The organism is Pseudomonas sp. GW823-FHT02C02, assembly GCF_058797635.1.
In genome coordinates, this window is the sequence record NZ_JBXAJV010000018.1 from 1 (window position 1) to 14,594 (window position 14,594).

8 protein-coding genes and 1 rRNA gene are annotated in these 14,594 nt (G+C 59.9%); 8 read left to right on the plus strand and 1 reads right to left on the minus strand.

Annotated elements, in window-relative coordinates:
* From rrf to yfiB, 7 genes are all read left to right on the plus strand, one after another.
* Positions 1-85, plus strand: a 5S ribosomal RNA gene (rrf, locus tag AC1ROI_RS26520); the annotation flags it as partial.
* 156 nt (positions 86-241) lie between these two features.
* On the plus strand, positions 242-3,694 hold the full coding sequence (recC, locus tag AC1ROI_RS26525) for an exodeoxyribonuclease V subunit gamma (RefSeq protein ID WP_102595238.1): 3,453 nt from the start codon (positions 242-244) through the stop codon (positions 3,692-3,694).
* A complete protein-coding gene (gene recB / locus AC1ROI_RS26530; RefSeq protein WP_102595237.1) occupies positions 3,691-7,380 on the plus strand; it encodes an exodeoxyribonuclease V subunit beta in 3,690 nt (1,229 codons plus the stop codon). The genes recC and recB overlap by 4 nt, the downstream gene beginning before the upstream one ends.
* Positions 7,377-9,488 (plus strand): exodeoxyribonuclease V subunit alpha, encoded by a 2,112-nt coding sequence (recD, locus tag AC1ROI_RS26535; RefSeq protein WP_102595236.1) that lies wholly within the window; start codon positions 7,377-7,379, stop codon positions 9,486-9,488. Before recB ends, recD begins: the two co-directional genes overlap by 4 nt.
* A gap of 114 nt (positions 9,489-9,602) precedes the next feature.
* Positions 9,603-10,178: a regulatory sequestration protein YfiR gene (gene yfiR / locus AC1ROI_RS26540; RefSeq protein ID WP_010463742.1), complete on the plus strand. Its 576-nt coding sequence runs from the start codon at positions 9,603-9,605 to the stop codon at positions 10,176-10,178.
* Entirely contained in the window at positions 10,175-11,443 is a 1,269-nt protein-coding gene (gene dgcN / locus AC1ROI_RS26545) for a diguanylate cyclase DgcN/YfiN (RefSeq protein WP_102595235.1), read from the plus strand. The genes yfiR and dgcN overlap by 4 nt, the downstream gene beginning before the upstream one ends.
* Positions 11,444-11,449: 6 nt before the next feature.
* On the plus strand, positions 11,450-11,953 hold the full coding sequence (yfiB, locus tag AC1ROI_RS26550) for an outer membrane lipoprotein YfiB (RefSeq protein WP_010463740.1): 504 nt from the start codon (positions 11,450-11,452) through the stop codon (positions 11,951-11,953).
* Here yfiB and AC1ROI_RS26555 read toward each other — a convergent pair.
* Positions 11,950-12,897: a LysR family transcriptional regulator gene (locus AC1ROI_RS26555; protein ID WP_010463739.1), complete on the minus strand. Its 948-nt coding sequence runs from the start codon at positions 12,895-12,897 to the stop codon at positions 11,950-11,952. The genes yfiB and AC1ROI_RS26555 overlap by 4 nt on opposite strands.
* Before the next feature lie 163 nt (positions 12,898-13,060).
* On the opposite strand from AC1ROI_RS26555, the gene AC1ROI_RS26560 reads away from it, so the two are divergent.
* A complete protein-coding gene (locus AC1ROI_RS26560) occupies positions 13,061-14,587 on the plus strand; it encodes a CoA-acylating methylmalonate-semialdehyde dehydrogenase (RefSeq protein ID WP_102595234.1) in 1,527 nt (508 codons plus the stop codon).
* Positions 14,588-14,594 lie beyond the last annotated feature (7 nt).

Genomic DNA, 14,594 nt, shown 5'->3' on the forward strand with positions numbered 1-14,594 from the left:
ATCCCATCCCGAACTCAGCAGTGAAACGATGCATCGCCGATGGTAGTGTGGGGTTTCCCCATGTGAGAGTAGGTCATAGTCAAGATTAAATTCCGAAACCCCTATCTGCGTATGCAGGTAGGGGTTTTGTTTTGTCCGCAGGAAAGTTCGTACAGCAACATCGGACGGCTCCCGGCTGTCACAGTCTCCCGACAATGCTAAGGTTCGGCCCTAGCTTTTGTATTTTTCCAAGGAAGCCTTTATGCCGGACGCGACGTCCCTCAGTGCTGGTTTTATGGTGGTTCACGGTAATCGCCTGGACGAGTTGCGCACTCTGGTGGTCAGCTGGATGCGCCGCTACCCGTTGGCTCCCTTGGAAAATGAAATCGCCCTGGTACAGAGCAACGGCATCGCCCAGTGGCTGAAACTGGCTCTGGCTGAAGACCCTGAAGAAGACGACATGGGTGGCTGCGGCATTGCGGCAGCCATCGACGTTCAACTCCCAGGCAGCTTCATGTGGCAGCTCTATCGCATGGTTCTGGGTCGTGATGAAATTCCGGTCAAATCCCTGCTCGATAAAGCACCACTCACTTGGCGTCTGATGCGTTTGCTTCCCCAGTTGATCAATCAACCGCACTTCGAACCGCTGCAACGCTTCCTTACCAATGACACTGACCTGCGCAAACGCTACCAACTGTCCGAGCGGCTGGCTGATCTGTTCGACCAATACCAGGTATACCGGGCCGACTGGCTTGAAGATTGGGCGGAAGGTCGTCATCAATTGCGAAACGGCCGAGGCGAAGCCAAGCCCCTGACCCCAGCCAACTGCTGGCAGGCAGAGTTATGGCGGGCTCTGTTGCTGGATGTGGGTGAGCAAGGCATGGCGCAAAGCCGTGCCGGTGTTCATCAACGGTTCATCGAGCGCATCAACAGCCTCGACGTGGCTCCCAGCGGATTACCTTCCCGGGTCATCGTTTTCGGGATCTCCTCTCTCCCGGCGCAAGCGCTCGAAGCTCTCGCCGGACTGGCGCGATTCAGCCAGGTTCTGCTTTGCGTACACAACCCATGTCGTCATCATTGGGCAGACATCGTCGCCGATAAAGACCTTCTGCGGCATCAATACAAGCGTCAGGCTCGCAAGAGCGGAATGCCTGTTGTGCTTGATCCGCAAACCCTTCACCAACATGCACACCCGCTATTGGCGGCATGGGGCAAACAGGGGCGGGACTACATCAATCTGCTCGACAGCTACGACGATCCCAACAGCTACCGCTCGGCATTCCGTGATGGGCGCATCGACTTGTTCAGTGATAGCCAGCCACAGACCATGCTCAACCAGTTGCAGGACGACATCCTTGAACTGCGCCCCTTGAATGAAACCCGCGAGCTCTGGCCGCCTGTCGATCTCAATCAGGACGAATCCATTCGTTTCCACATCGCCCATAGCGCCCAGCGCGAAGTGGAAATCCTCCACGATCAGTTGCTCGCACGCTTCAGTGCCGATCCAGACTTGAAGCCTCGCGACATAATCGTGATGGTTCCGGATATCGACAGCTACGCTCCGCATATCCGTGCAGTCTTCGGTCAACTTGATCGCTTCGATCCGCGCTTCATCCCCTTCACACTGGCGGATCAAGGCCAGCGCGGTCGAGATCCGCTGCTGATTGCTGTCGAACATCTACTCAAACTTCCCGACAGCCGTTTCCCCGTCAGTGAGATCCTCGATTTGCTGGATGTTCCTGCACTGCGCGCTCGCTTCGGTGTCGAGGAACGTGACCTGCCCACCCTGCATCGCTGGATCGAAGGCGCTGGTATTCGCTGGGGGATGAATGCCGAGCAGCGCGCGGGTCTGGGTTTGCCTCAAGAACTGGAGCAAAACAGTTGGCGTTTTGGCCTGCGCCGGATGCTGCTTGGTTATGCCGTCGGCAGCGCCGCTGCTTGCGAAGGCATTGAGCCTTACGACGAGATTGGCGGTCTGGATGCTGCGCTCATCGGTCCTTTGGTTGCGCTGCTGGACGCGTTGGAGATTGCCCATCAGGAACTGACTCAACCTGCACCGCCTAAGCAATGGGGCGTCAGGATGCAAGCTTTGGTGCAGTTGTTCTTCCAGGCCAGCAATGAACATGACGACTACTTGCTGGGTCAACTTGAAGAACTGCGGGAAACCTGGCTCGAGACCTGCGAATCAGTGGGCTTGCATGATGAGCTGCCCTTGACCGTGGTCCGTGAAGCCTGGCTGGCAGGCCTCGACCAGGGCCGGCTGTCCCAGCGTTTTCTGGCCGGAGCCGTCAACTTCTGCACCTTGATGCCGATGCGGGCGATCCCCTTCAAACTCGTCTGTCTGCTCGGGATGAATGACGGAGATTACCCGCGTGCACAACCGCCGCTGGACTTTGATCTCATGGGCAGTGATTACCGCCCGGGTGATCGTTCCCGGCGCGAGGATGATCGCTATCTCTTGTTGGAAGCCCTGTTGTCGGCACGTGACCAACTCTATATCAGTTGGGTCGGCCGTAGTATTCGGGACAATAGCGAGCGCCCAGCCTCGGTACTGATTGGTCAACTGCGCGATCATCTTGCCGGTGGTTGGCGATTACAGGTCGACAGTGAAAAGCTGCTGGAATCGGTGACTCAGGAACACCCGCTGCAACCCTTCAGCGCACGCTATTTTCATGAAGGTAATGACCTGTTCAGTTTCGCAAGCGAGTGGCAGTTGCTTCATCAAGCCAGTGAACAGGCAACGGACATCAAGCCCCTTGATGCCTATGTTCAGGAAGAGCCGCTGAGCCTCGGTCAATTGCAGGATTTCCTGCGCAATCCCGTGCGACATTTTTTCAGTCAGCGACTCAAGGTGTTCTTCGAAGCGGCTGAAGCCCCCTTGGCCGACGAAGAGCCCTTCGTACTCGACGCTCTCCAACGCTATAGCCTCAGTGACAGTTTGCTCGAAGCGGCGCTCGGGCAACTGGATCACGTCGATCATGCGCTTGAGGCCCAGGCAACGCGTCTGCAAAACAGCGGGCTCTTGCCCATGGCCGGTTTCGGCGAATGCCTGCAGCGAGAGTTGATCGAGCCGCTGCCGGATCTGTTGCAGCGTTATCAACAACTCCTTACGTTGTGGCCAACGCCGCTGACTACTGCATTGCCTGTGAATCTGGAACTGGAAGGCCTGCGCCTGGAAGGCTGGCTCAGTGGCCTGCACCAGCGTGCGGATGGCGGCCTGTTGTCGATTACCACGATTCCCAACAGCATTGGTTCGATCAAGACCCGCAAGTGGCATCGGCTGACGCGACCTTGGGTCAATCACCTGGTCGCTTGCGCCAGCGGCATGTCGATGACCACCGCGCTGGTCGCCAGTGACGACAGTCTGCTACTGGCCCCTTTGGAGCAGGGCGCTGCACGTCATGCCTTGAGTAACCTGTTGCAAGCATGGCAAACCGGCATGCGCCAACCCCTGCCGATTGCCGTGAAAACCGCCTTCGCGTGGCTCTCTCAAACCGACCCGGCCAAAGCCGACGCCGCTGCTCGCAAGGCCTATGAAGGCGACGGTCAAACCACCGACGGCGAACGCCGCGAAAGTCCGGCACTGGCACGACAGTTCGCTGATTACGACGCGCTGACCGCCGAGGAGACTTTCCCCGATTGGTGCAACGCTTTGTACAAACCGATGCTTGAAGCCCCCTGGCGTTCATTGACCAGCGAGGAGGCGCGCTCATGACCACGAAAACACCGCTGGCCCTGGCTTTTCCCCTGAGCGGCAGCCAACTGATCGAAGCCAGCGCCGGTACCGGCAAGACATTCACCATTTCTGCGCTGTACTTGCGTCTGGTCCTTGGTCACGGTGGCGAATCGAGTGGGTTTGGGCGTGAACTCTTGCCGCCGCAAATCCTCGTGGTCACGTTCACTGATGCCGCGACCAAAGAGCTGCGCGAGCGTATTCGTACCCGACTGGCCGAAGCGGCCCGATACTTTCGTGACGAGACCCAGGCACCCGATAGCCTCATCGCGGAGTTGCGTGACCAGTACCTCCCGGAACAGTGGTCCGGCTGTGCAAACCGTCTGGACATTGCCGCGCAGTGGATGGATGAAGCCGCCGTCTCGACCATTCACAGTTGGTGCCAGCGCATGTTGCGTGAGCACGCGTTTGACAGTGGCAGCCTGTTTACCCAGACCCTGGAAACCGATCACAGCGACTTGCTGGGTGAAGTCCTGCGTGATTACTGGCGGCTGTTCTGCTATCCGATGCAAGGTGATGCGCTGAACTGGGTGCGGGGTAATTGGGGAGGGCCAGCGGCGTTATTACCGCGAGTACGTAGTTTATTCGCCAGTGAGCGTGACAGCACTGAAGGCAAGGAGCCTGCCGAGCTGATCGCCGAGTGCTTGCAGGAACGGCGACTGGCCTTGCTCGAACTCAAGATGCCCTGGCGCCAATGGGCGGACGAACTGCTTGCCATCTGTCACCAAGGTGTTGCGAGCAAAAGTGTCGATGGTCGAAAGATGCAGGCACGTTATTTCGAACCCTGGTTCGAAAAGCTCAAAGCATGGGCTGAAGATGAATCCCTTGAGCAACTGGATATCGGCACGGGCTTCACTCGCCTGACGCCTGACGGCATGGCCGAAGCCTGGAAAGGCGACGCCCCCAGTCATCCGGGGCTGGACGCCATGCCCGGGCTCAAGGCCAGCCTCGACGGCTTGCCAACCCCCGACGCGGCCGTTCTGCAACATGCTGCGCAATGGGTCGGGGCACGGTTCGAAGAAGAAAAACGCCGCCGCGCGGAAATGGGTTTCGACGACATGTTGCTGCGCCTCGATGCGGCGTTGCAATCCGAGGGTGGTGAACGCCTGGCGACCTTGATCCGCGAACAGTTTCCGGTGGCGCTGATCGATGAGTTCCAGGACACCGACCCGGTGCAGTACCGGATTTTCGAAAGCATCTATCGCATCGAAGACAACAACCCTGAAGGCGGCCTGTTTCTGATCGGCGATCCCAAGCAAGCGATCTACGCCTTTCGTGGCGCCGACATCTACACCTACTTGCGAGCCCGCCAGGCCACCGCCGGCCGTCTGCATACCCTGGGTACGAATTTCCGTTCCAGCCATGGCATGGTCAATGCGGTGAACCATGTCTTCGAGCGCGCGGAGTCTCGTGAGCTGGGGCGCGGCGCGTTTCTGTTTCGTGAAAAGAACGGTGAGAACCCGGTACCGTTCCTGCCCGTCGAGTCCCAAGGGCGCAAAGAAGTTCTGCACATCGATGGCCAGCTCGTGCCGGCTCTGAACATCTGGCACCTGTCCGCCGATCAGCCGCTGTCCGGCGTGGAATACCGACAAAAACTCGCCGCCGCGTGCGCCAGTGAAATCACCGCGTTACTTAATGGTGGCCAGGAAGGTCGGGCAGGTTTCATTGAGAAGGACATGGACTTCAGGGGCCTGCTACCCGCAGACATCGCGATTCTGGTTCGCGACGGCAAAGAGGCCCAGGCCGTGCGTGGCGAACTGTCTGCACGCGGGGTGCGCAGCGTTTATCTGTCGGACAAGGATTCGGTGTTCGCCGCTCAAGAAGCCCACGACCTGCTGACCTGGCTCAAAGCCTGTGCCGAGCCGGATGTCGAGCGACCGCTGCGAGCCGCATTGGCCAGCATCACGCTGAACCTTTCCCTGGCGGAACTGGAGCGGCTGAATCAGGACGAACTGGCCTGGGAAGCGCGGGTCATGCAGTTCCGCGGTTATCGCGAGCTATGGCGCAAGCAAGGCGTGCTGCCCATGTTGCGGCGCTTGCTGCATGACTTCCAGTTGCCTCGATCGTTGATCGCCCGCAGCGACGGCGAACGGGTACTGACTAACTTGCTGCACCTGTCCGAGTTGTTGCAACAAGCCGCTGCGGAGCTTGATGGCGAGCAAGCGCTGATTCGTCATTTGTCCGAGCATCTGGCGTTGTCCGGTCAGGCCGGCGAAGAACAGATCCTGCGTCTGGAAAGCGACGAGCAACTGGTTAAAGTCGTGACCATTCACAAGTCCAAGGGCCTTGAGTATCCCTTGGTGTTTCTGCCGTTCATTTGCTCGGCAAAACCGGTGGATGGCAGCCGTTTGCCGCTGCATTACCACGATTCAAACGGCAAGGCGCAGGTGACTTTAAAACCGACTGCGGAGTTGATCGCCCTGGCCGATGATGAACGTCTGGCGGAGGATCTGCGTTTGCTCTATGTCGCCCTGACCCGGGCGCAACATGCCTGCTGGCTGGGTGTGACCGATCTCAAGCGCGGCAATAACAACAGCTCGGTGCTGCACCTTTCTGCATTGGGTTACTTGCTCGGCGGTGGTGCCCCTCTGGCCGAGTCCGCAGGTTTGAAACGCTGGCTCGAAGACCTCCAGCAGGACTGCCCGGCGCTTCTGTACGGTGATATGCCGCCAGCGACGGCCGAGCATTACCATCCGCCACGCAATGACGCGACGTTGCTTGCGCCGCTGATACCCAAGCGCAAGGCCAGTGAAAACTGGTGGATTGCTTCGTACAGCGCTTTGCGTATCGGCGACAGTCTGAGCGTAGGCAGTGACGAGGCCCCGGAGAACCCGCAGGCGCAAAAGCTCTTTGACGATGAACGTCTCGATCCGCAGGCGCCACGAGAAGTGGCCGTCGGTGGTGCCGATATCCATCGGTTCCCCCGCGGCCCCAACCCCGGCACCTTTCTCCATGGTTTGCTGGAGTGGGCCGGTGATGAAGGTTTTTCTGCTGCACCACAAGTCGTGGAAGATGCCATTGCCCGCCGCTGCAACCGCCGAGGCTGGGAAGGCTGGATCACCACGCTGAGTGATTGGCTGCAGCACTTGCTCAAGTCTTCGTTGCACCTCGGCGGGGGGCAGCCTCCGGTCGTGTTCGAGCAGCTCACTCAATACCGCGTCGAGATGGAATTCTGGTTCGCCAGCCATAAAGTCGACGTGCTCAAGCTCGATGAACTGGTGCGCCAATACACCCACAACGGCGTCGCCCGGGTCGCCGCTGAACCGGTCTCGCTCAACGGCATGTTCAAGGGTTTCATCGACTTGACGTTCGAACACGACGGCCGATATTACGTTGCCGACTACAAATCCAACTGGCTGGGCCCTGATGACGCGGCGTACACCGAGCAGGCCATGGAGCAGTCGATTCTCGACAATCGTTACGACCTGCAATACGTGTTGTACCTGCTGGCCCTGCATCGCCAGCTCAAGGCGCGGCTTGCCGACTACGATTACGACCGGCATGTCGGTGGCGCTCTGTATTTGTTCTTGCGCGGCACACGGGCATCCACCCAGGGCGTCTATTTCTCCCGTCCGCCCAGAGAGCTGATCGAGCGTCTGGATCGACTCTTCCAGGGCAAGCCAGAACCCAAGGCCGAACCCGCCTGGGAACAGGGAGTATTGTTATGAGCCGCACCTTCGCCGATTTGCTGCCCACGTCATTGGCAGCCGAAACCATGGCGGATCTGGCACCCCTGAGTCGTGCCGATGACTTGTTGCTTTTACTCTCGCGCTGGGTCGAACGCGGCTGGCTGCGGGCGCTGGACAAAGCCTTCGTGGCCTTCCTCCACGAGCTTGCCCCCGACGACGATCCGTTGGTGTTGCTTGCCGCCGCATTGACCAGCCACCAACTGGGTCACGGCCATGTCTGCCTGGACCTGTTCGAGACGCTCAAAGAGCCGGATTTTGCCCTGTCGCTGCCACCCGAAGGCGATCTGCAAAGTGGTGCGATGCTGTTGCCGTCGCAACTGCTTGAAGCGCTGGATGGCGCCCATTGGTGCAAGGTCCTGGCGTCCAGCCGTCTGGTGGCTCTGGCGGTCGATGGTCGTGAGGCTGCGCAATCGCGGCCCTTGGTGTTGTCGGGCAAGCGCCTGTACCTGCGTCGCTACTGGGTTTACGAAAGACGCATCGACAACGCCCTTCGCCTGCGCCTGGCTGAACACGAAACAACGCCGAATGACTTGCCCCAGCGACTCACTGGTTTATTCGGTCCAGCCAGGCCCGGCGAAGTGATCGATTGGCAGAAACTCGCCTGTGCCCTGGCTACCCGCAGTGCGTTCAGTATCGTCACCGGCGGCCCGGGGACCGGTAAAACCACCACGGTCGTGCGGTTGCTGGCATTGCTCCAGGCGCCAGCGGTGGAGGCCGGCAAACCGTTGCGAATTCGCCTTGCCGCACCCACCGGTAAAGCGGCGGCACGGCTGACAGAATCCATCAGCCAGCAAGTCCGGACGCTGGAAGTCGATGAAAACGTAAGAAACAAGATCCCCTCTGACGTGACTACCGTGCACCGCCTGCTTGGCAGTCGCCCCGGTACCCGGCACTTCCGTCACCATGCCGGTAATCGCTTGCCGCTGGATGTGCTGGTGGTGGACGAAGCCTCAATGATTGACCTGGAGATGATGGCGAACTTGCTCGACGCGATGCCGGCTCATGCCCGGCTGGTGTTGCTCGGTGACAAGGACCAACTGGCATCGGTGGAGGCCGGCGCCGTGCTTGGTGATTTGTGCCGCGACGCCGAGGCCGGTTGGTACAGTCCGCAGACGCGCCAGTGGCTGGAGACGGTCAGTGGTGAAAGCCTGCTGGCCAGCGGTTTGCAGGAAGACACTGACGCGACTCACCCCCTGGCCCAGCAAGTGGTGATGCTGCGTCACTCGCGCCGGTTCGGTGAAGGCAGCGGCATTGGCCAGTTGGCGCGATGGGTCAATCAGCAGCAACCGGAGGAAGCCCGCACGTTGCTGGCTGCTCGAAGTCACGCCGACGTGTTTTCCCTGCCCCTCAAAGGTGAGCACGACCGGGCGCTGGAACACTTGCTGCTCGAAGGCCATGGCGACGGACCGCAAGGTTATCGCCACTACCTGAGTGTGCTTCGCAGCCAGCGGCCACCGCTCGACAGCCTGCTCGAAGACTCCCGCTGGACCGATTGGGCGCGTCAGGTATTGCAAGCTTTCGACGCCTTCCAGTTGTTGTGCGCGGTACGCAAAGGGCCATGGGGCGTGGAGGGATTGAATCAACGTGTAACCGCCGCGCTGCTCAAGGCTCGAGTGATCGACAGCGACCAGCAGTGGTACGAAGGTCGCCCGGTATTGATGACGCGTAATGACTATGGCCTGGGGTTGATGAACGGTGATATCGGTATTGCCCTCAAACTGCCGGAACGTGATGGGCCTGAGGCTGGCAAGCACGTACTGCGTGTAGCGTTCCCGCGCAATGATGGCCAGGGTGGCGTGCGATTTGTTCTACCGAGTCGACTCAACGATGTCGAGACGGTTTATGCCATGACCGTACACAAATCCCAGGGCTCGGAGTTTGCCCATACGGCGTTGATTCTGCCGGATGCCCTGAACCCTGTACTGACCAAGGAGTTGATCTACACCGGGATCACCCGGGCCAAGAACTGGTTCACCTTGATCGAGCCACGGGCCGGAGTGTTTGAGGAGGCCGTGCGGCGCAAGGTCAAGCGCTTGAGCGGGTTGATGCTGGAGTTGGACGATGGGGTTGAGCCGAGCCATCGATAGGCTGGCGTGTACGCCGGAAACTGTCCGAAGTGCCGTAGTGCACCGCCTCGCTGGGGGGTAAACGCTATGCTATCGTTGCGACATTATTTCGTAACATCGAAGAGAATCCCCCGCATGAAGGTGGCTGTCTGGACGACAGGGCGCGTCGTTAGCCGCAAGCAAGTGCTGCTCGCGGGGCTCCTCTGCTTGCTGACCGGTGTCGTGTTCGCTCAATCGGAAACCCCGGTGAGCATGGCCGACCAACGTGCCAGATCGGTCACTCAGGTTGTCCTCGGGATTCTCAGTTATGCGCGCTGGCCTGTTGAGCCTGCGCAACTGCGCCTGTGCGTGGTCGGCCCCACCGAATACACCGACGACCTGGTCAAGGGCACAACCCAAGCCACCGGCCGGCCCGTCACTGTGCGCCGGCTGTTGGCCGACAATCCGTCGATCGTCGGTGAGTGCGATGCGGTGTACATCGGCAAATTGACCGACGACGAGCGCCGCCAACTCTTTGCTTCGCTGACAGGACGCCCGGTGTTGAGCATCAGCGAGAGCGATGATCAATGCACCGTCGGCAGTCTGTTTTGCCTCAGGGTCACTGATGATCAGGTATCTTTTGAGGTCAACCTCGATTCCGTCGCCCGTAGCGGCGTGCGCATTCACCCCAGTGTGCTGCAACTGTCCCGCCGCAAGCCGGCGGCGCCATGAGTCTATTCAAACCGGGTAGTCGTCCAACGTTGCGCTCGGTCATTGGCCGGGGACATTTGATCGTCGCCCTGGTCGCCGTGGCCATGGCCAGCGTCTCGCTGACACTGCTGGGTGTATTGGCGTTGCGGGTGTATGCCGACCACAACCTGCACCTGATCGCACGCTCGATCAATTACACCGTGGAAGCCGCGGTGGTGTTCAACGATAAAGCCGCTGCCACTGAGGCCCTGGCATTGATCGCCTCTACTGAAGAAGTCGCTGACGCCAGGGTGCTGGATGAAAAAGGCCGGTTACTGGCCCGTTGGCAGCGACCGGAAAGCGGCTTGCTCTCTGATCTGGAATTGCAGATCGCCAAAGCTTTTCTGGAAAAACCCATTGACATGCCGATCGTTCATCAAGGTCGGGAAATCGGCAGCATTCAGCTCACCGGTCACGGTGGCAGCTTGATGCGTTTTCTGCTCAGCGGCCTGATGGGCATTATTCTGTGTACGGCCATCAGCGCCTGGGTCGCACTCTATCTGGCACGCCGACAACTTCGCGGGATCACGGGGCCTCTGCGAAGCCTGGCCGCCGTAGCCCACGCCGCCCGCAGCGATCGAGCCTTCGACCGGCGCGTGCCACCCGCCGATATCGCTGAACTCGACAACCTGGGCAACGACTTCAATGCCTTGCTCGATGAACTCGAGTCCTGGCAGACCCACCTGCAAAGCGAAAACGAAACCCTGGCGCACCAAGCCAGCCACGACAGCCTCACCGGATTGCCAAACCGGGCGTTTTTCGAAGGCCGTCTGATGCGTGCACTGCGCAATGCGCACAAGCTCAATGAGCGCGTGGCTGTGCTGTTTCTCGACAGTGACCGGTTCAAGGAAATCAATGACAGCTTCGGTCATGCCGCCGGCGACGCCGTGCTGGTTGCCGTCGCCAACAGGGTTCGGGCGCAGTTGCGTGAAGAGGATCTGGTGGCGCGGCTGGGCGGTGACGAATTTGCGGTGTTGCTGACGCCGCTGCATAAAACCGAAGACGCCGAGCGGATCGCTGACAAGATCCTTGCCAGCATGGAAGAGCCCATCCCGTTACCGGGTCATACCCAGGTCCTGACTTCACTCAGTATCGGTATCGCCGTGTACCCGGATCATGGTGCCACCCCGGGCGCATTGCTCAATGCCGCCGATGCGGCGATGTACCAGGCCAAGCGCCTTTCCCGAGGTGCGCAGCACACGTCCGGGGCGGAGCACCCGGTCGCCCACGTACACACCAGGAGCTAAATTGCCGTGTTCTCAATTACCCAGCGTTCCCCGCGATTTTTCGCAATCACCTTGTTCATGGCCGTCCTGGCATTGACCGGGTGCCAGACCGCACCGCAAAAGGGGCTGACCCCGGCGCAAATCACTGTACTCAAACAGCAAGGCTTCGAGCTGACCGATGAGGGCTGGGCGTTCGGTCTATCCGGCAAAGTGCTGTTTGGCAGTGACGATGACAGCCTGAACGCCGCCAGTACCGGGATCGTCCAACAGATCGGCAAGGCCTTGCTGGGTGTCGGCATCGAGCGAGTGCGGGTCGACGGTCACACGGATGCCTCGGGCAAAGAGTCCTACAACGAACAACTTTCCCTGCGTCGCGCGAAAAGCGTCGGCAAGGTGCTGACCACGGTGGGCATGAAAGAAGAAAACATCCAACTGCGCGGTCTTGGCAGCAGTCAGCCGGTGACGTCGAACGACACCGCCTCTGGCCGCACCGAAAACCGCCGGGTATCGATCGTGGTGAGCGCCGATTAGTCGGCGAACAACATCTCCCGGCTTTCGCCCATCAACAGACTCTGATTCTGCTCGGTGACCGAACGGATGTAATCCCACAACAGGGTAATCCGCTTGAGCTTCCTCAGATCCTCCCGGCAGTACATCCAGAACTGCCGCGTGATGTTGATCTCTTCCGGCAACACCGGAAGCAAGCGCGAGTCCTGCGCCGCGAGGAAGCACGGCAGAATCGCCAATGACCGTCCTTGCTGCGCCGCCACGAATTGTGCGATCACGCTGGTGCTGCGCAAGTTGGCGCTGGCGCCGGGCAACACATTCGCCAGGTACAACAGCTCCGAGCTAAACGCCAGATCGTCGACATAACTGATGAATGAATGCTTGCCCAAATCTGCCGGGCGGCGGATCGGCGGGTGCTTGTCCAGATAATCCTGCGTCGCATAAAGCTGCAGTTTGTAGTCGCAGAGTTTGCAGCAGACGTAAGGGCCATGTTCCGGGCGCTCCAGGGCGATGACGATGTCCGCCTCGCGCTTGGACAGGCTGATGAAGTGCGGCAGCGGCAGGATGTCCACCGAGATCGCCGGGTAGGCGTCGACAAAATGGCTCAGCTGCGGGGTGATGAAAAAACTGCCGAAGCCTTCGGTGCAACCCATGCGCACATGCCCGGACAGCGCCACGCCGGAGCCTGAAACCTGTTCGCAAGCCATGTGCAGCGTGCTTTCAATCGATTCCGCGTAACCGAGCAATCGCTGACCTTCGGTGGTCAGGACAAAACCGCTGGTCCGGGACTTCTCGAACAGCAATGTACCCAATGCCGCTTCCAATGAACTGATGCGCCGCGACACGGTGGTGTAGTCCACCGCCAGGCGCTTGGCCGCAGTACTGGCCTTGCGGGTGCGGGCGACTTCGAGGAAAAACTTGAGGTCATCCCAGTTCAATGAGCCTAACGACGTGATGTTTTTTTGCATGATGGACCGGCTTTTATGTGCGTTCTTATTAGAAGTTTGCACATCTATACTCCAAAAACAGTCCGACAACCAATTCGCGACACACGCCTCATCTCAAGGCTGCTTTCTCGCCTTGGCTCTCAAGATAGTTCTCTAGATAACAACAACGTCCCGGAGACCCAACATGAACGCATCGCTCACGCCAAACGAAACCACTGTGCAAACGGTCAAGCTGTTGATCGACGGCGAGTGGGTCGAGTCCCAGACCGCCGAGTGGCACGACATCGTCAACCCGGCCACCCAGCAAGTGCTGGCCAAGGTTCCGTTCGCCACCGCGCAGGAAGTGGACGCCGCGATCAGTGCTGCCCATCGCGCCTTCCAGACCTGGAAGCTGACGCCGATCGGCGCGCGGATGCGCATCATGCTCAAGCTCCAGGCGTTGATTCGCGAGCACTCCAAGCGCATCGCCGTGGTGCTCAGCAACGAGCAGGGCAAAACCATCGCCGACGCTGAGGGCGACATCTTCCGCGGTCTGGAAGTGGTCGAACACGCTTGCTCCATCGGCACCCTGCAAATGGGTGAGTTCGCCGAAAACGTCGCCGGCGGCGTCGATACCTACACCCTGCGTCAGCCCATCGGCGTCTGCGCCGGCATCACCCCGTTCAACTTCCCGGCGATGATTCCGCTGTGGATGTTCCCGATGGCCATCGCCTGCGGCAACACCTTCGTGCTCAAGCCGTCCGAACAGGACCCGATGTCGACCATGCTGCTGGTGGAACTGGCGATCGAGGCCGGCGTTCCAGCGGGCGTGCTCAACGTGGTGCATGGCGGCAAGGACGTGGTGGACGCGCTCTGCACCCACAAAGACATCAAGGCTGTTTCCTTCGTCGGTTCGACTGCGGTCGGTACTCACGTCTACGACCTGGCCGGCAAACACGGCAAGCGCGTGCAATCGATGATGGGCGCGAAAAACCACGCCGTGGTTCTGCCGGATGCCAATCGCGTACAAGCACTGAATGCGCTGGTCGGCGCCGGTTTCGGCGCAGCGGGCCAACGTTGCATGGCCACGTCCGTGGTGGTGCTGGTGGGCGCGGCCAAACAATGGTTGCCGGACCTGAAAGCGCTGGCGCAAAAACTCACCGTGAATGCCGGCAGCGAGCCGGGCACTGACGTTGGCCCGGTGATCTCGAAAAAAGCCAAACAGCGGATTCTCGACCTGATCGAGAGCGGCATCAAGGAAGGCGCCAAGCTGGAGCTGGATGGTCGCGACGTCACCGTTCCAGGCTTCGAGAAGGGCAACTTTGTCGGCCCGACCCTGTTCTCCGGCGTGACCCCCGAGATGCAAATCTACACCCAGGAAATCTTCGGCCCGGTGCTGGTAGTCCTGGAAGTCGATACCCTCGATGAGGCCATCGCACTGGTCAACGCCAACCCGTTCGGCAACGGCACCGGCCTGTTCACCCAAAGCGGTGCGGCCGCGCGCAAATTCCAGACCGAAATCGACGTTGGCCAGGTCGGCATCAACATCCCGATTCCAGTGCCGGTCCCGTTCTTCAGCTTCACCGGTTCGCGCGGCTCCAAACTGGGCGACCTCGGTCCGTATGGCAAGCAAGTGGTGCAGTTCTACACTCAGACCAAGACGGTCACCAGTCGCTGGTTCGATGACGACAGCGTCAACGACGGTGTGAACACCACCATCAACTTGCGTTAAGGAGCGG

Bases quoted from the DNA above. Each gene is read 5' to 3' on its own strand.
- AC1ROI_RS26560 (WP_102595234.1), top strand. From the start codon at position 13,061: ATGAACGCATCGCTCACGCCAAACGAAACCACTGTGCAAACGGTCAAG.
- recD (WP_102595236.1), top strand. From the start codon at position 7,377: ATGAGCCGCACCTTCGCCGATTTGCTGCCCACGTCATTGGCAGCCGAA.
- dgcN (WP_102595235.1), top strand. From the start codon at position 10,175: ATGAGTCTATTCAAACCGGGTAGTCGTCCAACGTTGCGCTCGGTCATT.
- yfiR (WP_010463742.1), top strand. From the start codon at position 9,603: ATGAAGGTGGCTGTCTGGACGACAGGGCGCGTCGTTAGCCGCAAGCAA.
- recB (WP_102595237.1), top strand. From the start codon at position 3,691: ATGACCACGAAAACACCGCTGGCCCTGGCTTTTCCCCTGAGCGGCAGC.
- recC (WP_102595238.1), top strand. From the start codon at position 242: ATGCCGGACGCGACGTCCCTCAGTGCTGGTTTTATGGTGGTTCACGGT.
- AC1ROI_RS26555 (WP_010463739.1), bottom strand. From the start codon at position 12,897: ATGCAAAAAAACATCACGTCGTTAGGCTCATTGAACTGGGATGACCTC.